This is a genomic window from Streptomyces yatensis (assembly GCF_018069625.1).
Classification (GTDB): domain Bacteria; phylum Actinomycetota; class Actinomycetes; order Streptomycetales; family Streptomycetaceae; genus Streptomyces; species Streptomyces yatensis.
On sequence record NZ_CP072941.1, the window covers coordinates 5,077,055 to 5,098,136 of the forward strand.

At 72.8% G+C, this 21,082-nt stretch carries 22 protein-coding genes; 9 read left to right on the forward strand and 13 right to left on the reverse strand.

Features of this window, described 5'->3' with window-relative positions; translation table 11 throughout:
• Positions 1-166: 166 nt before the first annotated feature.
• The 4 genes from J8403_RS21160 to J8403_RS21175 all read left to right on the forward strand — a co-directional run bounded on the left by J8403_RS21160 (position 167) and on the right by J8403_RS21175 (position 3,000).
• Positions 167-835, forward strand: a complete 669-nt coding sequence (locus tag J8403_RS21160) for a hypothetical protein (RefSeq protein WP_211124542.1) — start codon at positions 167-169, stop codon at positions 833-835.
• A gap of 118 nt (positions 836-953) precedes the next feature.
• Entirely contained in the window at positions 954-1,205 is a 252-nt protein-coding gene (locus tag J8403_RS21165; protein ID WP_211124543.1) for a hypothetical protein, read from the forward strand.
• 11 nt (positions 1,206-1,216) lie between these two features.
• Positions 1,217-2,359: an SPFH domain-containing protein gene (locus J8403_RS21170; RefSeq protein ID WP_211124544.1), complete on the forward strand. Its 1,143-nt coding sequence runs from the start codon at positions 1,217-1,219 to the stop codon at positions 2,357-2,359.
• Positions 2,360-2,568: 209 nt separating this feature from the next.
• The gene (locus J8403_RS21175) at positions 2,569-3,000 is read left to right on the forward strand and encodes an NUDIX hydrolase (protein ID WP_211124545.1); all 432 of its coding nucleotides are present in this window, start codon (positions 2,569-2,571) and stop codon (positions 2,998-3,000) included.
• An 18-nt stretch (positions 3,001-3,018) separates the two neighbouring features.
• Here the strand turns inward: J8403_RS21175 and J8403_RS21180 are convergent, their stop codons facing one another.
• On the reverse strand, positions 3,019-3,918 hold the full coding sequence (locus tag J8403_RS21180; RefSeq protein WP_211124546.1) for a LysR family transcriptional regulator: 900 nt from the start codon (positions 3,916-3,918) through the stop codon (positions 3,019-3,021).
• Between the two features lie 108 nt (positions 3,919-4,026).
• Here J8403_RS21180 and J8403_RS21185 point away from each other — a divergent pair, with 108 nt between their 5' ends.
• Positions 4,027-4,950: a PhzF family phenazine biosynthesis isomerase gene (locus J8403_RS21185; RefSeq protein WP_211124547.1), complete on the forward strand. Its 924-nt coding sequence runs from the start codon at positions 4,027-4,029 to the stop codon at positions 4,948-4,950.
• A gap of 42 nt (positions 4,951-4,992) precedes the next feature.
• Here J8403_RS21185 and J8403_RS21190 read toward each other — a convergent pair whose 3' ends face one another.
• From J8403_RS21190 to J8403_RS21205, 4 genes are all read right to left on the reverse strand, one after another.
• Positions 4,993-5,673 carry a response regulator transcription factor gene (locus J8403_RS21190; RefSeq protein ID WP_059146441.1) on the reverse strand — a complete coding sequence of 227 codons (681 nt, stop codon included), beginning with the start codon at positions 5,671-5,673 and terminating at the stop codon, positions 4,993-4,995.
• Positions 5,670-7,061, reverse strand: coding sequence for a sensor histidine kinase (locus J8403_RS21195; protein WP_211124548.1), 1,392 nt, complete (start codon positions 7,059-7,061; stop codon positions 5,670-5,672). Before J8403_RS21195 ends, J8403_RS21190 begins: the two co-directional genes overlap by 4 nt.
• A gap of 146 nt (positions 7,062-7,207) precedes the next feature.
• The gene (locus J8403_RS21200; RefSeq protein ID WP_211124549.1) at positions 7,208-9,472 is read right to left on the reverse strand and encodes an MMPL family transporter; all 2,265 of its coding nucleotides are present in this window, start codon (positions 9,470-9,472) and stop codon (positions 7,208-7,210) included.
• Between the two features lie 447 nt (positions 9,473-9,919).
• Positions 9,920-10,600: a hypothetical protein gene (locus tag J8403_RS21205; RefSeq protein ID WP_211124550.1), complete on the reverse strand. Its 681-nt coding sequence runs from the start codon at positions 10,598-10,600 to the stop codon at positions 9,920-9,922.
• Positions 10,601-10,764: 164 nt separating this feature from the next.
• Here J8403_RS21205 and J8403_RS21210 point away from each other — a divergent pair, with 164 nt between their 5' ends.
• From J8403_RS21210 to J8403_RS21225, 4 genes are all read left to right on the forward strand, one after another.
• Positions 10,765-11,403 carry an HAD family hydrolase gene (locus tag J8403_RS21210; protein ID WP_211124551.1) on the forward strand — a complete coding sequence of 213 codons (639 nt, stop codon included), beginning with the start codon at positions 10,765-10,767 and terminating at the stop codon, positions 11,401-11,403.
• 70 nt (positions 11,404-11,473) lie between these two features.
• Entirely contained in the window at positions 11,474-12,646 is a 1,173-nt protein-coding gene (locus J8403_RS21215) for a helix-turn-helix domain-containing protein (RefSeq protein WP_211124552.1), read from the forward strand.
• Between the two features lie 177 nt (positions 12,647-12,823).
• Positions 12,824-13,249 (forward strand): hypothetical protein, encoded by a 426-nt coding sequence (locus J8403_RS21220; RefSeq protein ID WP_246585924.1) that lies wholly within the window; start codon positions 12,824-12,826, stop codon positions 13,247-13,249.
• On the forward strand, positions 13,246-13,470 hold the full coding sequence (locus J8403_RS21225; RefSeq protein WP_246585925.1) for a hypothetical protein: 225 nt from the start codon (positions 13,246-13,248) through the stop codon (positions 13,468-13,470). The genes J8403_RS21220 and J8403_RS21225 overlap by 4 nt, the downstream gene beginning before the upstream one ends.
• 95 nt (positions 13,471-13,565) lie before the next feature.
• Here the strand turns inward: J8403_RS21225 and J8403_RS21230 are convergent, their stop codons facing one another.
• The 8 genes from J8403_RS21230 to J8403_RS21265 form a co-directional block, all read right to left on the reverse strand.
• Positions 13,566-14,279 (reverse strand): DUF4232 domain-containing protein, encoded by a 714-nt coding sequence (locus tag J8403_RS21230; protein WP_211124553.1) that lies wholly within the window; start codon positions 14,277-14,279, stop codon positions 13,566-13,568.
• 157 nt (positions 14,280-14,436) lie between these two features.
• Positions 14,437-15,534: an ABC transporter ATP-binding protein gene (locus J8403_RS21235; protein WP_211124554.1), complete on the reverse strand. Its 1,098-nt coding sequence runs from the start codon at positions 15,532-15,534 to the stop codon at positions 14,437-14,439.
• A gap of 52 nt (positions 15,535-15,586) precedes the next feature.
• Positions 15,587-16,408: an ABC transporter permease gene (locus J8403_RS21240; RefSeq protein ID WP_211128358.1), complete on the reverse strand. Its 822-nt coding sequence runs from the start codon at positions 16,406-16,408 to the stop codon at positions 15,587-15,589.
• 53 nt (positions 16,409-16,461) lie between these two features.
• Positions 16,462-17,310, reverse strand: a complete 849-nt coding sequence (gene modA, locus J8403_RS21245; RefSeq protein ID WP_425519816.1) for a molybdate ABC transporter substrate-binding protein — start codon at positions 17,308-17,310, stop codon at positions 16,462-16,464.
• Positions 17,311-17,405: 95 nt separating this feature from the next.
• Entirely contained in the window at positions 17,406-17,795 is a 390-nt protein-coding gene (locus J8403_RS21250; protein ID WP_208905651.1) for a TOBE domain-containing protein, read from the reverse strand.
• A gap of 173 nt (positions 17,796-17,968) precedes the next feature.
• Positions 17,969-19,414, reverse strand: a complete 1,446-nt coding sequence (locus tag J8403_RS21255; RefSeq protein ID WP_211124556.1) for an FAD-dependent oxidoreductase — start codon at positions 19,412-19,414, stop codon at positions 17,969-17,971.
• On the reverse strand, positions 19,404-19,811 hold the full coding sequence (locus J8403_RS21260; RefSeq protein WP_211124557.1) for a (2Fe-2S)-binding protein: 408 nt from the start codon (positions 19,809-19,811) through the stop codon (positions 19,404-19,406). The genes J8403_RS21255 and J8403_RS21260 overlap by 11 nt, the downstream gene beginning before the upstream one ends.
• Positions 19,804-21,081 carry an NAD(P)/FAD-dependent oxidoreductase gene (locus J8403_RS21265; protein WP_246586360.1) on the reverse strand — a complete coding sequence of 426 codons (1,278 nt, stop codon included), beginning with the start codon at positions 21,079-21,081 and terminating at the stop codon, positions 19,804-19,806. Before J8403_RS21265 ends, J8403_RS21260 begins: the two co-directional genes overlap by 8 nt.
• Position 21,082: the final 1 nt, after the last annotated feature.

The window sequence follows — 21,082 nt, forward strand, 5'->3', positions numbered from 1 at the left end:
GTGCGGGCCCCCCGGCCCGCGCCCCGGTCCGCATCGAGATGCGCTCCGCACAACCTGCGGCTTTTCCCTGTCGGCTCGATTGGGACCGGGGTTGCCTGTCGTCGGCACAGGTTTATCGGCAATACTTCCCGCCGTGGAGCAGAGCACTGGACCGATCATCCCGCCCATGCACACAGCCGGGACGGATCCGGGGTATGTCCCCGGCCTGACGTCCCCGCGCCCTGCCGATGTGGAGGAGGACGCACCGGACAACGCAGCAGAGCGGCCGCCCGAGGATGTCACCGCCGAGGACGAAGTCGACGAGGCAGGAGACGCCCAGGGAGAAGGCGTCGAGGGAGAAGGCGCCGGCGCCGAGGCGGAGTCCGACGACGAAGCCGGGACGAAGGGCGACGTCGCGTCCGACGGGGAAGCGGACGACGACGAGGAAGAGGAAGCGGAAGCGGACGGCGCGGAGGAGGACGGCGGCGTCGTCTTCGACGTGTCCGACCGGCGCGGTGCGATCCGGGCCGGGCGCCATGGTGTCACCTTCGAACTCGACGGCGAGAAGGCCGAGTTCGGGTGGGACGAGATCGGCGCGGTGGAGGTCGACACCCCGCGGTTCGGGAAGCGCTTCGGGATCACGGTCTATACGACCAACCGGCGTTGGTACACGGCCGATGTCGAGGCACCCGCCCGCAAGCTCCTCAAGGAATGGACGGCGGAGCTCGACGCGGTGCTCGACGCGTATTTCGAGGACTCGGCGGACGGCGAGGCCGAAGCGAAGGCCGAAGCGGAAGCCGAGAGCAAGGACACCGAGGACACCAAGGAGACCGAAGCCAAGGACGCCACCTCGTAGCGGCCCTCCGCGCGGGTGGCGGTTCATCCGGTCCTCGCTGCGCACAACCGTATCCGGCGCCGGGAAAACGGTCTAACGTCGGGTTTCAGCAGCGGAACGACTGGGGGGCGGCCGCCGTATGACACCGGATGATCCTGTGATCGGTTGCACCGGGGTGCTGGTACTCGGCACCCGGGGGGCCGGTGGTCCCGGTGAGGTCCTGGTGCGGGTCAGAGGCGGTTCGGAGACGTTCCTCGCCTGGTCTGCCGACCCGTTGCCCCGAGGCGCGTCCGTCCTCGTGATCGACTTCCGTGGCTCCCGCCAGGTCGACGTCATCGAGTGGACCGATCCATTGAACGCGTCGTCCGGCATGGCCGGCGGCGCCGGCTGAGGAGACGAAGGATGTTCGGTTACCGCGTGCCCGCACCCGACCAGGCGATGCTGATCTCGGGCGGCAGGCGTGGACAGGGGGGTGCGCCGTTTCGCGTGGTGACCGGGCACGGCAAGTTCGTGCTCCCGGTCTTCCGTAAGGTCCGCTTCCTGACGCTGGCGATGTGTGAGGCGGAGGTCGAGGAGAAGTGCGTCAGCCGGCAGGGCATCACGCTGACGGTGCGCTCGGTGATCGCGTTCAAGGTGGGCAATGACACCGAGTCCATCGTCAACGCGGGACAGCGCTTCCTCTCCGACCAGGAGCAGATGGCGGTGCTGACGGGCCGGATCTTCGCGGGCCATCTGCGGTCCATCATCGGCTCGATGACGGTCGAGGAGATCATCACCGAGCGGCAGAAGCTGGCCACCGAGGTGCTGGACACCTCCAAGGCGGAGATGGCGAAGATCGGTCTGATCGTGGACTCCTTGCAGATCCAGTCGATCGACGACGGCGACACCGGCTATATCGACGCGATGTCGGCCCCGCACAAGGCCGCCATCCAGCGGCAGGCCCAGATCGCCCAGGCGCAGGCCAGCCAGGCGGCGGCCGAGGCGGAGCAGGAGGCGGCGCGCAACCAGGCCGAGTACGCACGGCAGACGGCGGTGGTCCAGGCCCGGTACAGCGCCGAGGTGGACCGCGCCCAGGCCGAGGCCGCCCAGGCGGGGCCGCTGGCGGAGGCGCACGCCCAGCGGGAAGTGCTGGCCGCGCGCACCGAGTTGGCCCAGCGGGCGGCCGATCTGCGGCAGCAGCAGCTGGTGGCCGAGATCGTGAAGCCTGCGGAGGCGGAGGCCGAGCGGATCCGGGTGGTGGCGCTGGCCGAGGCGGAGCGGATGAAGATCCAGGCCGAGGCGGCGGCCTCGCACGGCCGGGTGGCGCTGGACCGCATGCTGATCGACCAACTCCCGCAGATCGTCAAGGAGGCCGCCTCCGGGCTGTCCGGGGCGAACGTCAACGTCCTCAACGGGGCCGATGGGCTGGGCGAGATCGCGGCGGGCCTGGTCGGCCAGGGGCTGACCATCCTGGACGCGGTGCGGCGCAACATGGGCACGCCGGGTCCGAAGGACGAGCCGAAGCGGCCGAGCGGGGCGGACGACGGCGCGGTCGAGGTTCGTTAGGGGGTCCGGCGGGTCGTGACGCCTGCGGCGGGCTGCTCCCCTCCCCGCCCCTTCCCGCAGCATCGATATACGGCTCCGCCGCGCGGTGGGGCTCCGCCCCTGACCCTGGACGCCCTTCGGGCGTGTCCTCAATCGCCGGAGGGGCTGAATGCAGCCCGTCCGGCCGTTGCTACCGTGAGAAACCCAGCCAGCCGAGAGGGCCGAGGAACGTGACCTCTGACCGCCCGCACCGCGTCAGCGTCGCCGGAGTCATCGTGGACGAGCGCGGCCGAGCGCTGCTGATCAAACGGCGCGACGGCAGCACCTGGGAGCCGCCGGGCGGTGCGCTCGACCCCGACGCCACCGTCCCCGACGCCCTGCGGCGCGAAATCCTCGACGAGACGGGCGTCAAGATCGCGCTCCCGGCCGCGCTCACCGGGGTCTACAAGGACATGAACGACCTCACCGTCTCCCTCGTCTTCCGCTGCGAGGCCCTCGACGGCACTCCGGCCACGGGCCCCCGCACCCGCGCCTGGCGCTGGGCCACCCGTGCCGAGGTCCCCGACCTCGCCGACGAGGCGTATGCCGTGCGCATCCTGGACGCCCTCGACGCCACCGCCCCACCGGCGGTCCGCGCCCACGACGGCGTCACGCTGGTCTGACCCCGCAACGCCCACGGCTCACGCCGGGAGCAGCCGCGTCAGCTCGTCCGCCACCGCCCGCGCCGCCGGGCTGGTCCAGCGGCGGCGGTGCCGGGTGAGGTGGACCGGGACCGGCGGAATGGCCGGGCCATGGACTTCGGCGAGCTGGCCATCCGCGAGCTGGCGTTCCACCGTGACACGGGGCAGCAGCGTCAGGCCGAGCCCGGCGGCGACGCAGGAGCGGGCGGCCTCGATGCTGCCGAAGCGGGTGAGGCGGGGCGGCGGGCCGGGGAGGGTGAGCAGGGTGCGGACGAGGTGGTCGCTGTAGGAGCAGCCCTGTTCGTGGACGAAGAAGCTCTGCGCGGCCAGTTCGTCCCAGTCCGCCGCGCGTCCGGCCAGCGGGTGGCCGGGGGCGGCGAGGTAGACGAGGGGTTCGCGGGCGATGGGGCGGGCGACCAAGTCGGCCTCGGTCACGTCCTGTTCGAGGAGAAGGGCGAGGTCGAGCCGGCCCGTACGCAGTCCCTCGACGGCCGCCGCGGTGCCCGCGGGGTGGAGGTCGAGGTCGATACCGGGGTGGGTGCGGCGCAGCGAGGCGATCACGCGGGGGAGGTGCGAGGCGCACAGGGACTCGCCCGCGCCGAGCGCGACGGGGCCCTCCACCGTGCCGTCCGCGCCGTCGCCGTTTCCGGCCGCCGCCACCGCGCGCAGCCGGGCCTCGGCGTCCAGGACCTCCTCGGCCTCCTTCAGCAGCCGGCGGCCGGCGCTGGTCGGCAGGGCGCCTGACGGCAGCCGGTCGAAGAGGCGGGTGCCCAGCTCCCGTTCCAGGGTGCGTATCTGGACGGTGACGGTGGACTGGGCGAGATGGAGATCGGCGGCGGTCGCGGTGAAGCTGCCGGTTCTCGCCAGCGCCGCGAACGTCCTCAGGAGTCGTGTGTCCACGACGGTCAGCTTAGGCAGCCCCCCACCTGGCCCCATCGGGTTTCCCGATCACCTCCAGCGAAAGGAATCGTTGGACGCGATACCGGGCGCGGTGGAACCGTGGACGGCATGACGGCACCCACGACGGACATCGACGTTCTGCACTACTCCGCCTTCACCACCCACCCCGACGGCGGCAACCCCGCCGGTGTGGTCCTCGACGCCGCGGCCCTCGCGGACGACGACGCGGCCATGACCGCCGTCGCCGCGCGGGTCGGCTACTCGGAGACCGCGTTCATCACCGAGCGGGACGAGGCCGCGCGCCGCTACCGGCTGCGGTACTTCAGCCCGCTCGCCGAGGTCGCCTTCTGCGGACACGCCACCATCGCCACGGCCGTCGCCCTCGCCGACCGCGACGGCCCCGGTGAGCTGATCTTCGACACCGCTTCGGGCGAGATCCGCGTCCAGACCACGGCCGACGGCGACGGCCCGTCCCGGGCCACGCTCACCAGTGTTCCCACGCGGTCGCGCCCCGCCGACCCGGGCACGGAGGTCGAACCGACGCTGGCGGCACTGCGCTGGTCCGCGGACGAACTGGACCCGGCCCTGCCCCCGCATGTCGCCTTCGCGGGCAACGACCACCTCGTCCTCGCCGCCGCCACCCGCGAGCGGCTGGCGGACCTCGACTACGACTACGACGCGCTGGAGGCGGTGATGCGGCGGCGCGGCTGGACGACGGTGCATCTGGTGTGGCGCGAGGCGGGGGATGGCGCCGCGGGTGACTCCGCGGACGGCCTTGCGGATGGCCTCGTCTTCCACGCCCGCGATCCGTTCCCGGTCGGCGGGGTGGTCGAGGACCCGGCCACCGGCGCCGCGGCCGCCGCCTTCGGCGGCTATCTGCGGGCACTCGGCCTGGTCGACGCCCCGACCCGGATCCATATCCGCCAGGGCGAGGACATGGGCCGGCCCAGCGATCTCCTGCTCGACATCACGCCCGACGAGCCCCGGGCGCGCGTCAGCGGGCAGGCCGTCCGGATCCCGCGGAGCGGGTGAGGCCTGGTGCGAAACACCGACGCGTGACACCGGCCTCGGCGCTCATGGCGCGGGCGGGGCCGCCTGTACCAGGCCCGTCTGGTAGGCGATGACGACCAGTTGGGCGCGGTCGCGGGCGCCGAGCTTCATCATCGCGCGGTGGATGTGGGTGCGCACGGTCAGCGGGCTGAGCGTGAGGATCTCGGCGATCTCGGTGTTGGACCTGCCCTCGGCGGCCAGGCCCATCACCTCGCGCTCCCGGCCGGTGAGCTCCGACAGGCGTTCCGGGGGCGCGAGGTGGGCGTCGGGGGCGGGGGACATGAGGAAGTTCGTGATGAGGGTGCGGGTCGCGGCGGGTGACAGCAGCGCCTCGCCGGAGGCCACCGTGCGCAGGCCGGCCAGCAGGGTGTCGGCGGTGACGTCCTTGCCGAGGAAGCCGCTGGCACCGGCGCGCAGCGCCTGTGCGACGTAGTCCTCGGTCTCGAACGTCGTCAGGATGAGGACGCGGGTTGCGGCCAGCTCCGGGTCGGCGCAGATCGCGGAGGTGGCGGCGAGACCGTCCGTGCCCGGCATCCGGATGTCCATGAGGACGATGTCGGGGTGGTGGGCGCGGGTCAGTTCCAGCGCCTCCGCGCCGTCCGACGCCTCGCCGACCACCGTCATGTCCTCGCAGGAGTCGATCAGGATCCGGAAGGTGGCCCGCAGCAGGGCCTGGTCGTCGGCGAGCAGCACCCTGATGGTCATGACTCTTCTCCTCCTGCTGGAACATCGGTGGCGGCCACGGCCGCTTGCGGGGCCGCCTCGGGTGCCGGCTGCGGGGCCGTCCCGGGTGGCGGCTGCGGGGCCGTCCCGGGTGGCGGCTGCGGGGCCGTCCCGGGTGGCGCCTGGGGTGCCGCCTGGGGTGCCGAGGGCTGGAGCGGCAGTGCGGTGGTGACCTCGAAGCCGCCTTCCGGGCGGGGGCCCGCGCGGAGTTCGCCGCCGATGGTGTGGGCGCGCTCACGCATGCCCATGACGCCGAAGCCCCGGCTCGGCCCGGCCTCGGCGGCATCGGTGCCGCCCATGGTGCCCGAGGTGTCCGGGCCGTCGTTGCTGACCGTGATCAGCAGCCGGGATCCGGCGTAGGCGATGCGTACGTGTGCGGCGTCCGCGGCGGCGTGCTTGGTGACGTTGGTGAGCGCTTCCTGCACGATCCGGAACGCGGTCAGGTCCACCCCGGGGGAGAGCGGCCGCGGCTCCCCCGTCGTGGTGACCGTGACGGTGAGCCCCGCGGACGCACATGCCGAGACCAGTTCGGGCAGCCGGGCCAGGCCGGGGGACGGCTCCAGCGATGCGGAGGCCGGGTCGTCGTTCTGGCGCAGCAGCCCCAGCGTGGCCTTCAGCTCGCGCAGTGCGGAGGAGGTGGTGCCGGTGAGGTCGGTGAGGATCTTCTGCGTCTGCTGCGGGCTGGTGAGCACGAGGTGGGCGGCCGTACCGGCCTGCGCGTTGGCCAGGGCCATGTGGTGGGCCACCACATCGTGCAGCTCGCGGGCGATACGCATGCGCTCCTCGGTGACGCGCAGCCGGGCCTCCTCCTCCCGGGTGCGCTCGGCGTGTTCGGCGCGGGCCTGCACCGATGCCAGGTAGGCGCGCCGCAGCCGGGTCATGTTGCCGGCGGCGAGCGGCAGCAGCAGCCAGAAGAAGGGACCGATCGTCCTGAGGATCAGGGAGAGGCTGTCCATGGAGTCGGAGACCGCCGCTGCGGCCATCAGCGCCGCCATGGCGGTGACGCCGAAAACGCGGGTGGTCTTGCGGTCGGTGAGCGTGGCCAGCCAGTAGAGCGCCGCCATGACGGGGCCCAGCAGCAGGGGGGTGAGCAGATACCCCAGCGCGATCGCGATCACGGTGCAGACCGCGGTCACGACGACGGCGGTGCGCGGGTGGGCGCGGTACTTCAGCAGGGCGAGGCAGGAGACGCCCATGAGGACGACGGCGGCCCTGTCCTGGTCGGGTGGGCTGGCTCCGGGCAGGGTGAGATTGCTGCCGAGGGTCGCACAGCCCATCAGCGACAGGACGAGCACCACGTCGACGACGCGGGGGTAGCGGTCGGCGTACTGCTCGAAACGGTCCGTGTAACGCTCAAGGCTGGTACTCATCGGGCTCTCCGGTCGTTGCTCTCGGGCCATCGTGACCGTTCCCCGCTCCCCACGCGAACGGCTGCCGGGACCGCCCATGGCGTTCGCCACGGGTGGCCCCGGTCGGTGGGGTGACCCCGGTCGGTGGGGTGGGCAGGGCGGTGGTCTCAGGTGCGGGCCACTTCGCGGCCGGGCGTCCCTGCGGCCGGATCCGGGTCCGCTTCCGGGTCTGTTCCCCGGTCCGCTCCGTGGTCTGTTCCCCGGTCCGCTTCCCGTCGGCGGCTGAGGGCCTCGCCCTCCACGTCGACGTTGGGCAGCAGCCGGTCCAGCCACTTCGGCAGCCACCAGGCCCGGTCGCCGAGCAGGGCGAGCACGGCGGGCACGATCGCCATCCGTACGACGAACGCGTCGAACAGGACGGCGGAGGCGAGTCCGAACCCGATCATCTTGATCATGGAGTCGCTCTCGCCGACGAACCCGGCGAACACCGCGATCATGATCAGCGCGGCGGCCACCACCACGCGGGCGCTGTGCCGGAAGCCGGATGTGATCGCCTGGCCGGGTCCCTCGCCGTGGACGTACGCCTCCCGCATCCGCGAGACGAGGAACACCTCGTAGTCCATGGCCAGGCCGAACACGATGCCCACCAGGAAGATCGGCATCAGGCTCATGATCGGGCCGGTCTGTTCCACGCCCAGGAGTCCGGCGCCGTGGCCCTGCTGGAAGACGAGGACGACCACGCCGAGGGAGGCCAGCACCGACAGCAGGAAGCCGAGGGCCGCCTTCAGCGGGACGAGCAGGGACCGGAAGACCACCAGCAGGAGCACGATCGCGAGACCCACGACGACGACCAGGTAAGGGATCAGCGCGGCCTGGACCTTGTCGGAGATATCGATGTTCAGCGCGGTGGTGCCCGTGACCTCGAAGGTCGCCCCGGTCTCGGACTCGACTCCGGGCCGCTCCCCCCGAATGGTCGTGACCAGGTCCTTGGTCTTCTCATCGGTCGGCGCCGTGGACGGCACGACCTGGAGGACGGCCGTGTCACGGGCTTCGTTGAAGCGGGGCGGGGAGACGGAGACGACGCCTTCGGTGCGGCGGAGCTCCTTCGCGATGGTCGCGGCGGCGCCCTTCGCGTCTGCGTTGGCCTTCGCGTCCACGACGACGGTCAGCGGCCCGTTGAAGCCCGGCCCGAACGCCTCGGCGAGCGCGTCGTAGGCCCGGCGCTCGGTGGTGGCGGTCGACTTGGCCTCGTCCCCCGGCATGCCGAGCTGCAGGGCCGTCATCGGCGCCGCGAGGGCTCCGAGGCCCACCACGCCGAGCAGCAGCACGGGCAGCGGACGCCGCAGCACGAACCGAGCCCAGCGGCTGCCCCCGTTGTTCCGGGTGCTCTCGTCCTCGATCCGTCCGGTCTTGCGGGCGCGCCGCCGGAGCACGGCGTTCGGCCAGAAGCCCAGGAGCGCCGGGACCAGCGTCAGCGCGATCACTACGGCGACGACGACCGCGCCCGCCGCGGCCAGACCCATCTTGGTGAGCATCGGGATGCCGACCACCGCGAGTCCGGCCAGCGCGATGACCACGGTGAGCCCGGCGAACACGACCGCGGAACCGGCCGTGCCGACCGCCAGACCGACCGCCTCCTGCGGCGCACGGCCCTTGGCGCGCTCCTCGCGGTAGCGGGAGACGACGAACAGGGCGTAGTCGATGCCGACCGCGAGGCCCAGCATCATCGCCAGGGTGCCGGTCGTCGTGGAAAGACCCAGTGCCTGGGACAGGGTCAGGATGGCGGCCGTGCTGACGCCCACGCCGATGAGAGCGGTCAGCAGCGGCAGCCCGGCGGCGGCCAGCGAGCCGAAGGTGGCCAGCAGCACGACGGCGGCTATCACGACACCGATCACTTCGGCCGCACCGCCGGCCCCGCCGCCGTCGTCCATCGCGCTTCCACCGGCCTCGACGGTCAGTCCGGAGTCCTGCGCCGTGTGGAGGGCCCGCTCCAGCCGCGTCCGGTCGGCGTCGGTGAGGCCGTCGGCGGCGACCTTGTAGGTGACGGTCGCGTACGCCGTCGTGCCGTCCTCGCTGACGGCCTTCGCCCGGAACGGGTCGGCGGCGCTCGCGACGTGCGGGCTGTCGGCCAGGTCGGCCACGGCCTTCTCGACGGCCCGCTTGTTCTCGGTGGCGGTGACCTTCTCACCGCCCGGCGCGACGAAGACGACCCGGGCGGTCGCGCCGTCGGCGGTGGCCCCGGGGAAGCGCTGTTCCATCAGGTCGAACGCCTTCTGGGACTCGATGCCCGGCATGGAGAACCCGTCGTCGGAGGCTCCCGGAGCCTTGAGGGCACCCAGCCCGAGGGCGGCCAGGACGGCCGCCCAGACCAGGGCGACGTACCAGCGTCGCCGAAAGGCCAGACGGCCCACTCGGTAAAGGAAAGTAGCCACGGCAGGAGGTCTCCACATCTGGTGCCGAACATCTGGTGCCGACTGTCCGCCCAGGCTCTCCGGGAGGGGGCGGTCGTGTCGTCGTGCGGCTGCCGACAGTTCGCGCTACTGAGAACGCAGTAGGGAGGGGGTGTGGGGGTCCGCCGCTGGTACGACTGACCCGGTGGGGGTTGTCGGGGTCGTCGTGATGTTCGGGCTGGTCGGCGTGGCTGGGTGCGGCGCCGTTTCGCGCCTTCGGCGCAATTGAGCAGCGGCGGCGGGGGTGGGGGGCGCGGCGCCGCTGCCGGGCGCCGGGGCGGTGGGGGTGAGCGCCGGTGGCGGCGCCGCTGGTGGGAGGTTGGGGTCGGCGCCGGGCAGCCGGGGGCGGGGTACCCCTGTGGAAAACGTTTGACAAATTAGTTGCTTCAGATCAAGCGTTTTTTCGGGGGGTACCCGGAGGGGCCGTCGCTAGGGGAGGCCGTGGAGCTTGGTGATCAGACGGCGCAGGAGGGCCACCCGGTCGCTGCCACGCGGTCGGCAGTCCTCGAGACGGCGGACGACCCCCGGCGGTACGTCCTCGATCCCGACGGCGTCCACGACCTTGTCGAGCGCGCGGATGCCCCAGTACTGGTTGAAGGCGAGGGGCTCCTTGACGACGGCGTCGGCGAGGAGGGCCAGCGCGTCGGGCACCGGCACCGCGTAGAGCCGCGCGTACGCCGCCAGCCGCAGACCGCCGTCGGGGGAGGTGAGCCAGCCGTCGAGGTCGGGGTCCGCGAGCCGCTGGGTGGTGCGCACCAGCCGCGCGAAGATGCCGCTCATGCGCTGCGTACGGGCGGATCCACTGGCCATCGACCGACGGACGTCGAGGTATTCGGCGGCCAGCCGGCGCACGTCCGCCAGCGCCGTGGGGTCGTCGGTCTCCGGTCCGTCGTCGCCGCTTCCGACGAGGGCGGCGTCGGCGATGCGCTCGGCGGCCTCGATACGCTGCTCGACCGCCTTGAACTCCACGCGGAACCCGCCCGGCAGTTCGATGCTGTTGAGCAGGTCGCGCAACCAGGGCACGACCGCCACCACCAGGAGCGCCACGGTGACGTTGTCTATCTTCAGGTCCGGCGCCAGCACATGCGTCACCGCCACCGCGACAGCCACCCCGCTCACCACGGACGCGACGATGTACCGACGCCACCCGCCCCGCCGCGCGAAGCGTTCGCTCTCCCGGTGTTCCCCCCGCCTCATGTCTCCCAGCCTTCCACAGCCGGGACCACTTCAGGCCGGACGGGCATGGGTCCGGGGCGGCGGCCTACGCTGCCCGCATGATGCGCGCAGTGGTCTTCGACGTCGGCGAGACCTTGATCAGGGATGACCGGGGATGGGCCATGTGGGCGGACTGGCTGGATGTCCCCCGCCATACCGTGTCCGCACTCGTCGGGGCGGTCGTCGCTCAGGGCCGTGACAACGCCGATGCCCTGCGGCTCATTCGGCCCGACATCGACATCGCGGCCGAGCGAGCCGCGATGGAGGCCGCCGGGGTGGGTGAGGAACTGAGCGAAGCCGATCTCTACCCGGATGTGCGTCCCGTCCTCGCGGCCCTCCGCGAGAAGGGGCTCCGCGTCGTCATCGCGGGCAACCAGACCGCGCACGTCGGCCAGTTGCTACGGGAGCTGGACCTCCCGGTAGACGAGATCGCCACGTCGGGAGAGTGGGGCGTGGCCAAGCCCGACCCCCGCTTCTTCGCCCGCGTCCTGGATCTCGTCGGCACCCCGCCCGACGAGACGGTGTACGTGGGAGACCACCCCGCGAACGACATCCGCCCGGCAAAGGCGGCGGGACTGCGCGTCGCGCATCTGCGCCGTGGGCCGTGGGGCCATCTGTGGTCCGGCACAGCTGAGGCGGCTGGTGCCGACTGGCAGATCGATTCGCTGCACGATCTCGTACGATTCGCCGCCACTTGAGGCGAGCAGCCCCGCTATCGCAAGGCCGCTCGCTACCGTTCGGAGTGGACGCACCGAACGGAGCCACGGTATGCCCACCGATCTCGGCAAGCGTGTGGCCTATCAGCGCCGCATCGCTCGCATGACGCAGCAAGAGCTGGCGGACGCCGCCGGTGTGCACGTCGGCACCCTGCGAAAGATCGAACGCAACGCCCGGGGCGCCGGCGACAACGTGGTGGAGGCCCTCGCGGCAGCTCTCGGGGTCGACCCGTCTGTCTTGCTGGGAAGCCGAGACCGGACGGACGCCCGCGTTCATGCGGCGATGCCGTCTCTGTCGGCTGTCATCGCGGCGTACGACGTGCCCGACGACGGGCCGGTGCGGCACCTCAGCGAGCTGAGCACAGCCGTGGATGAGGCGGTGACCTGGCGCCTGGCCTCCCAGTACGTCCGGATCGCACGCCACTTACCATCGCTCATCAGCGAGCTGATCCGTGCTTTCCACCTCGCTTCGGCAGAAGCGAAGCCCGAGACAGCGAGCCTGCTCATCGGTGCGGTTCGAACCGCTGACGCTGTGGCGTACAAGTACGGTGCCCGGGACCTGTCTGCCCGTCTGGTCGATCTGATGCGCTGGGCGGCGCCGTACACCGACAACCCGCTGCTGGACGCCACCGTCGCATACGTCCGCACCGAGACCTTCTTCGCCGCGCGCGCGTTCACCCCTGGGCTGTGCGCGCTGGAGGCCGCGTTGGACCGCGCACCCACCAGTGACGATGAGGCGGCCATGGCTGCCCGAGGCGCCCTGCACATGCGCGCCGCTGTCATTGCGGGGCGCGCCGGTCTCGTGACGGCCGCGGACAAGCACCTCGCGGAGGCGCGGCGCCTGGGGGATGCCGTGCCCGAGAACGTCTATCAAGGCACAGCGTTCGGGCCGAACAGCGTCCGCGTCCACGAAGTATCCGTTGCGGTCAGCATGGGGGGCGACCACGTGCGCCGCGCCCTCGACGTGGCCAATGATTGGGCCCCGCCGCGGGACCTTCCTGCCGAGCGCCGCAGCGGGTTCTACATCGAGGTGGCCCGTGCGCAACTGTGGTCAGGGCTGACCCGCGATGCGTTCGAGTCGCTGAAGGTCGCGCGGCACATCGCTCCACAGCACACCCGTGATCACCCATGGGTGCGGGAGGACGCCGCGACTCTTCGCCGCCTGCGGCGCGGAGATGCCGAGAGCTTGAGCACATTCGCGGAGTGGTGTCACGCGGGTGAGTGAGCCGCACTGACCCTCGCCGGGTCACTTACGGCCCTTCCAGCGGAGAACCATCTACCTGTCCACACCGACCAGGCGGATGGGACAGCTGTACGCCGCCCGCCCCATCAATCTTCCCCGGCGGGATCGCGTACGGCGTGACGTCGTCTGTGAAGACCACCGCGACCAAGGCGAACCAGAATGTCAGCTGACTCTCTCAAGTCCCCACCATGGGCGCCGCCGTGCGGCACCGACGTAGAGATCGTGCGGGTCGGCCCGCACTGGGATGTCGTACGGGCGCCGGAGGCGCTCGGCGGGCGGGCGTTGGAGTTACTCGGTGGGGCCTCCGGGGCCGTCATCGCCGACTACAACCTCATGTACTGGCTCATCCGGCCGGGCAGCGCCCAGTACTGGCGACGTATCCGGCAGGTTCAGACGCTCGGTACGGGGCGTGTCGAGACCTCGTACATCGGGGTTCCCCCCGTCGACCGCACCAGCGGGCCGTATCTGCACTGGCGCGTGCCGCTCGGGCCGGGTCGGTATCTCACCGACGCCAACCGGCTCCGCGAGGCCCTCGCCCGGGCGGCCGTTGCCGAGCTCGGCATCGAGGGGGAGGCCAGCCGGTGAGCGAGGACTTCCTGGCGGCGCAGCGGCCCGTAGCGCTGCGCGGCATCGAGTTGCCAGATCCCGACACGCTGACCGGGCCACAGCTGGAGGGCTGGCACTGTGCGCTGTGCGGGCGGCGGCTGTATGCCGATCAGTTGCTCGGCACGGTCGAGTGGACCTGCGGCAACAGGCCCCAGGAGGTCGAGCTGTGGGTGTGCCGGCCGCTCTGCCGCGAGGCGTGACGCGGAAAGTCCGCTGCCGGGGTGTGGTGCACCGGGGCAGCGGACTTCCCGCTCGGAGATGGTCTCGGCTCAATTCCGGGGCAGTGCCGACGTGGTCAGCCGATGGGGTTGACGAAGGTGGCCGGGTGGGTGGCGGCTTGCTGGTCGACGAGGGCGCCCCACGGCCACTCCAGCTTCAGCGAGCTGGTCTCGTTCGGCGGGGTGACGACGGCGAAGGCGGGCTTGTAGGAGCCCTCCTCGCTCTCGTCGGTCATGCCGAGGTTGATCGTGAAGTCGGTGCTGTCCCCGGGGTTCAGGGTGATCGAGCCGTACTTGGCCGACGAGCGGGCCAGCGACCAGACCTGACCGCCGTTCTCGGAGGTGAGGTCCACGCCCGCGAAGCCGCCGATCTTGCAGGTGTGGTCGCCGGCGTTGGTCAGCACGATGCTGGTGGTCGTCGAGCCGCCCGCGTTCGGGTCCGGAGCCGCGTCCTCGCCCGTGGCGAACGACGCCTCCAGACCGGAGGTGTGGCAGCGTTCGACGCCCGAGCCCGCCCGGTCACCGCCTGCGGCGTGCTTGCCGCTCGACTGCTTGCCCGCGGCGCCCGTGTCGGTGTCGCCCTTGGCCGCGGGGTCCGCCTTGGCACCGGAGCCCTGCGCTCCGGCGGAGGAGCCCCCGCCGTTGGACTCGGCGCCGGCCGCGGGCTTCGAGGCGTTGGCGTCCGAGTCGTTGCAGGCGGTCAGGGTGAGGGCGGCGGCTGCGGTCAGGGCCGCGGCGGCGATGCGCAGGGTGCGGCGACGAGCGGTGCGAGCAGTGGTGTTGGAGCTCATTTCGGGTCCCCCCGGGGCGGTCGGTGTCGTTGTCTCCTCGGTACGACAACCACTCTGCTCGGGGGCGCTATCGCAAAGCTGCCGGGCCGCTAACACCCGGCTAACCGTCGCGCTGCAGGTGCGCAAGGCCCGACGGCCCGTCCGGCCGGAGCCCGGTTCAGGCCGGATACGCGTGGGTCTGGGTCGCCTTGAGGGTGGCCCAGACGGTGCGCCCCGGGTGGAGGGCGAGGTCGGCCACGGCGGGTGTGGTGAGGTCGGCCAGCAGGGGGAGTTCGCCGGTGAGGTCGACGCGGATCTGGTCGCCGTGCGACTCCATACCGGCGACCTCCAGCCGCCACAGGTTGCGCGCGCTGGAGTCGGGGCGGTCGCGGTGGAGGGTGACCGCGGCCGGAGGGAAGGCGACGAAGACCGGGCCGGCGAGGTCCTCGGTGGTGGTGATGGTGGCGCCGCCGTCGAGCCGTACGGTGTGACCGTCGGCGCGGCCCTGGTAGAGGTTGAGGCCGACGAGGCTGGCGATGTAGTCGGTACGGGGGCGGCGGGAGATGTCCGACGGGGCGCCCTCCTGGACGGTACGGCCGTCCTCCACGACCACCAGCCGGTCGGCGAGCACCATCGCGTCCAGCGGGTCATGGGTGACCAGGACGGCCACCGCCTCGAACTCGGCCAGATGGCGGCGGAGCCCGGCGCGCACGTCGAGGCGGGTACGGGCGTCCAGCGCGGCCAGCGGCTCGTCCAGCAGGAGCAGCCGGGGGCGGGTGGCCAGGGCGCGGGCGAGGGCGACCCGCTGGGCCTGACCGCCGGACAGGGCGCGGGGTTTGGCGCCCGCGCGGTCGGTCAGGCCCATCCGCTCCAGCCAGTCGGCCGCCTGGGCGCGGGCCTCCGCCTTCGGCACCCCGTGGCAGCGCGGGCCGAAGGCCACGTTGTCCAGGGCGGTGAGATGGGGGAAGAGCAGATAGTCCTGGAAGACGACACCGACCGGGCGGTGTTCGGGCGGGGTCCGCAGCCGGCGCTCCGGCTCCTCCAGGGTCCGGCCGTCCAGCCGCAGCGCCCCCGTGGTGAGCGGGGTGAGTCCGGCCAGGGCGCGCAGGGCGGTGGTCTTGCCCGCGCCGTTGGGCCCGAGCAGGGCGACCACCTCGCCGGGGGCGGCGGACAGCCGCAGGTCGAGGCGGAAGGTGCCGCGGTCCACGACGAGGTGGGCGTCGAGGCCGTCGGTGCGGCGCCCGGCGGCCTCGGTGGGGGAGGCGTCCGTGGTCATGAGGCGGCCGTCCGGCAGTTGTGAGGCCTCTCGGTGAGGGGAGTGTCCGTGGTCATGAGGCGGCCATCCAGCGGTCGCGCAGCCCGGCCAGGACCGCGATGGAGACGGCGAGCAGGACGAGGCTGAGCGCGATGGCGGCCGCCGGGTCGCTCTGCAGCGCGAGATAGACCGACAGCGGCATCGTCTGCGTACGGCCGGGGAAGTTGCCCGCGAAGGTGATCGTGGCGCCGAACTCGCCCAGCGCCCGCGCCCACGCCAGTACCGCGCCCGCGGCCACGCCGGGCGCGACCATCGGCAGGGTGACGCGCCGGAAGGCGGTGAAGCGGGAGGCGCCGAGGGTCGTGGCAGCCTCCTCGTAGCGCGGATCGGCGGCCCGCAGCGTGCCCTCGACGCTGATCACGAGGAACGGCATCGCCACGAACGCCTCCGCGATCACCACCCCCATCGTGGTGAACGGCAGCGTGATGCCGAACGCCGAGTCCAGCCAGCGGCCGACGATCCCGTTGCGGCCCAGCGCGAGCAGCAGCGCCACACCGCCCACCACCGGCGGCAGCACCAGCGGCAGCGTCACCAGGGCGCGCACCAGCCGGCGGCCGGGGAAGCGGGCGCGGGCCAGCAGCCAGGCCAGTGGCACGCCCAGCACCAGCGCCACGGCGGTGGCGGCGGTCGCGGTGATCAGCGAAAGCCGCAGCGCCTGCCACACCGCGACGCTGGTGAGCTGGTCGGGCAGGCTCCGCCAGGGCGCGCGGACCAGCAGCGCCACCAGCGGGAGCACGAGGAAGACCAGGCCGCCGAGGGCGGGCAGCAGCAGCGGCAGCGGGACCCCCGCCCGGAAGCGGGGGGTGCCGGACCGTCGCCGCGAGCCGCCGTCCAGAACCTCCGCCGGACCGGTCGTGGCGTCCGGCCCCGGCCCCGCCTTCCGCTCCGTCACGGCTTGAGGAAACCGGCCTCGCCGAGCACCTTCTGGCCCTGCGCGGACTTCACCAGGTCGATGAAGGCGGTGGCCGCCTCGGCGTTGGGGGCGTTCTTCAGCAGCGCGATCGGATAGTCGTTGATGGCCTGCTTGGACTCGGGGAACTCCACGCCCGCGACCTTGCCGCCCGCCGCCTTGACATCGGTCTTGTAGACGACGGAGGCGTCCACCTCCTTGAGCTGCACCTTGGTCAGGGCGCCCTTGACGTCCTGCTCGTACGAGACCGGGGTGAGCTTCAGCTTGGACGCGTCCAGCGCCTTCTGGGCCGCCGAGCCGCAGGGCACCTCCTTGGCGCACAGCGCGACCTTCAGCCCGGAACGGGTGAGGTCCTTCAGCGTCGCGATCTTCTTCGGGTTGCCCGGGAGGGTCGCGATCTCGAGCTGATTGCGGACGAAGGTGGCCGGGGTGCCCTTGGCGGCCTTGGCGTCGGTGACGGTCTTCATGGTCTTCGGGCTCGCGGCGGCGAAGACATCGGCGGGCGCGCCGGAGGTGATGCTGGCCGCGAGGGCGTCGCTGCCGCCGAAGTTGAAGGAGACCTTGGTGCCGGGGTGTTCCTTCTCGAAGGTCTTGCCCAGCGCGGTGAAGCTCTCCTTGAGCGAGGCCGCCGCGAAGACGGTCACCGTGCCGGACGGCTTCTTCGATGAGGAGCCGGAGTCGGACTTCTGGGAGGAGTCGTCGGAGTCACCGGAGGAGCAGGCGGTGAGTGCCATGGCGGCGAGCGCGAAACCGCCCACCGCACGGTAGGCCCAACGGACTCGGGGTCGGGCTCGGAGTCGGGATCCGGATACGGAACGGGTCGTCATGGAGTCTGTCTCTCCCTCTCTGCCTCTGCTGCCGCTGCCGCCTGTGCCTCTGCTGCCGCTGCCGCCTGTGCCGCTGCCGCTCTCGGTGCGCGTGCTCACGGGGTTTCCACGACCACGTTGGTCGACTTGATGACGGCGACGGCCGGAACGCCGGGCTCCAGCTTCAGCTCCTCCGCCGACTCCCGGCTGATCATGGACACCACGCGGAACGGCCCGGCCTGGATCTCCACCTGCGCGGACACATCGCCCAGGATCACCTCGGTGACGATCCCCGAGAAGCGATTGCGGGCCGAGGAGCCGGGGTTGTCGCGCTCCGCGCTCCTGGCGACCTCGCGGGCGAACGCGGCGAGCGCCGGGCCCGGGATGATCCGGCGCCCCTGCTCGTCCCGTTCGGCGGTCAGCCGTCCGCTGTCGACCCAGCGCCGCAGGGTGTCGGCGCTGACCCCCATCAGGGCCGCGGCCTCACCGATCCGGTACGTATGCATCCGCCGATGGTAGCGCCGCATCTGCGAGCCGGTACATGGCGGTCAGGTGGTATCCGTCCAACGATTCGGGTACGAAGGCTGGCATCTGCGCGAGGGGGGACTCAGGGCTCCTCGACCGCGTCGGTTCACGGCTCCTCGCCCCCGTCGGCTCACGGCTCCTCGCCCCCGTCGGCTCAGGGCTCGTCGTCCGCCTCGGCCCCGGGCTCCTCGGCCCCGTCCGCCATCCCCGCCAGCTCCCCCAGCGTCACCGGGGCCGCGAACGGCCGTGTCGAGAGCGGCCGCAGATCCTCCGCCGTGGCCGGGCGGCCGGTCAGCGACGCGGTGACGGCGGCGACGGCGAACCCGCAGATCCGGCCCTGGCACCAGCCCATCCCCGGGCGGGCCAGGAGCTTCATGGTGCGGGGGTCCTCGGCGCCGAGTTCGCCGCGGGCGCGGCACAGCTCCCCGTAGGTGACCTCCTCGCAGCGGCAGACCACCGTGCGTTCGGTCAACCGGCCGGTCCAGTCGGCGGGTACCGGGTAGGTGCTGTGCAGGGCGGCGGCGAAGGCCCGGCCGTGGCGGATCGTGGTGCGCAGCCGTCGCGCGGTGCGCGAATCGACCGGCAGCCCGTGGGCCGCCGCCAGGGTCAGGGCGGCCAGCCGTCCCTCGGCGACGGCCAGCGCGGCGCCGCCCACGCCCGTGGTCTCCCCCGCGGCCAGGACGTCCGGGACGGTGGTGCGCTGACGGGCGTCGACCACGGCGACGAGGGAGCCGTCGAGGTCGCGCCGGGTGTCGGCGCCGACCATCAGGGGCAGTTCGAGGGCGGGGGTGAACCCCCAGCCCAGCGCCACCAGATCGGCCTCGAGCACCTCGCCGCCGTCGAGCCGCACCCCGCGCACCCGGTCCTCGCCCAGGATCTCGGTCACCGCGGCCCGCGTCCGGTACGGGATGCGGTGGCGGGCCATCAGCGCCGCGTACCGCAGTGCCTCGGCGGACTTGGCGGGCACCCGCGCCGCCCCGCCCAGGTGGCGCAGCCAGCCGTGCGCGGGGTTGGCCTCGCATACGGCGAGGACGCGCACACCCGCCTGCGCCAGGCCCGTCGCCACCGGCAGCAGGAACGGGCCCGTGCCCGCGACCACCGCCCGGCGGCCCGCCGCCGTCCGATGCCCCTTCAGCAGCGCCTGGACGCCTCCGGCCGCCATCACCCCGGGCACATCCCAGCCGGGGAGCGGCAGTTGGCGGTCGTGGGCGCCGCAGCAGAGCACCAGGGCGCGGGCCCGCACCCGGTCCCGCTCGACGGGGGCCGTGTCGTACGGACCGTTCAGGCGCAGGGTGAACGGTCCGGTGTCCGGGCGGGGGCGGTCGATCAGCCAGACCTGATGGCCGGGGAGGTAGTGGAGGCGACCGAGGCGGCGCTGGTGGTGCAGCCGGACGCGGAGGCGGGCGAAGAGCCGCCCGTCGCGGTGGCCGGGGTGCGGGGGGTGCTCGTCGTCATGGCGCCAGTACTGGCCGCCGGGGAGGCGCCCCGCGTCGATGAGGGCCACGTTCAGGCCCGCCTCGGCGGCGCCGACGGCGGCGGAGAGCCCGGCGGGTCCCGCGCCCACGACGGCCACGTCATACGTCGACGGATCAACCGACATCGCCATCACCCCCGCCACCGCCCTCGCCGTCCACTCCGCAACCGCCACGGCCACCGGCATCGCCACGGCCACGGCCACGGCCACGGCCACCGTCAACGCCACGGCCACCGGCATCGCTGCCGCCGTCCTCCGCCGACAGCCGCATCCCGTCCCGTGCCGGAACCAGACAGGCCCGCTGGCCGGGCCGCCCGTCCACGGTGATCAGACAGTCGAAGCACACCCCGATCCCGCAGAACAGTCCGCGCGGTCTGCCCTCCCGCCGCGTCGTCCGCCAGGCCACGATCCCGGCGGCCATCAGCGCCGCACCCACGCTCTGCCCGGGCAGCGCGGTGACCGTCGCGCCGTCGAAGGTCAGCCGGTACGGCGGCGGTCCACCGCGTGTGCTGCGCTCACTCATCCGCGCCTCCTTCGCCCGCGAAGCGTTCGGGGGCGAACGGCGCCAGGTCCAGCTCCGTCGCCTCCCCCGTCAGAGCCTGCGCGATCAGCTTCCCCGTTCCAGCCGCGAGGCCGATCCCCGCGCCCTCGTGGCCGCAGGCGTGCCACAGCCCGGGGGCGCGCGGGTCGGGGCCGATGACCGGCAGATGGTCGGGGCAGTACGGGCGGAAGCCCGCGTACACCCGCATCGCCCGCACCGATGCCAGCACCGGGAACAGCCCGATGGCCCCGCGGGCCAGCGCCCGGAGGGCGGCGGGGGACGGCCGCCGGTCGAAGCCGACCCGCTCCCGGGTCGAGCCGATCAGCACCGTGCCGCCGCCCGTGCCCTCCACGACCGGCGATGCCTGCAGTTCCGCGTCCGAACTGGCCACGGCGTCCACGTAGTCGGCCGCGTAGACCTTGTGCCGTACGGTCGCGGGCGGCAGGGGTTCGGTGACGAGGACGAAGCCGCGGCGCGGCAGCACCGGCAGTTCGACGCCCGCGAGCCCCGCCACCGCACCGGCCCAGGTGCCCGCCGCGTTGAGGACGGCGGGGGCGCTGATGGTGCCGTGGGGCGTCCGTACGCCGGTGACCGGGGAGCCCGCATGCCCGTCGCCCGGCCGCCCGCCACCCGACCGCCCGTCGCCCGGCCGCAGGAACCCCACCACCTCCGTCCCCGTCGCCACCACCGCTCCGCGCCGCCGCGCGAGCCGCAGCAGGTGGGCGGCCGCCAGCATGGGCTGCACCTGGGCGTCCTGCGGATACAGCGCGCCCCCGGCGGCCTCGCGGGTCAGCCGCGGTTCGAGGGCGTGGAGCTCCGCCCCGGACACCTCCCGTACGTCGACACCGAGTGCCCGCTGCCGCTCGGCCAGCGTCCGCAGCGCGTCCAGAGCAGTGTGCGTGGAGGCCACCACCAGCCCGCCCTTGGACTCGAACTCCCACAGCCCGCCGTACGCGCCCAGGTCCTCGCCCCACACCCGCCGCGAGTACTGGGCGAGTTCCAGCTCCGGGCCCGGCTCCTTGTCCGAGACCAGGACGTTTCCCTCGCCCGCGCCCGAGGTGCCGCCCGCGACGGCGCCCCGGTCGACCACCACGACCCGCAGCCCGGCCAGCGCGGCGAACCAGGCGGCGGCCGCACCGACCACCCCGGCGCCGATGACGACCAGGTCGGCGGTGCTCGGCAGCTCGTCGGTGATCCCGTCGGTGACCCCCGGCGTCGTGATGCGTCGCCCCGGCGTCATCTCTCCCACCATC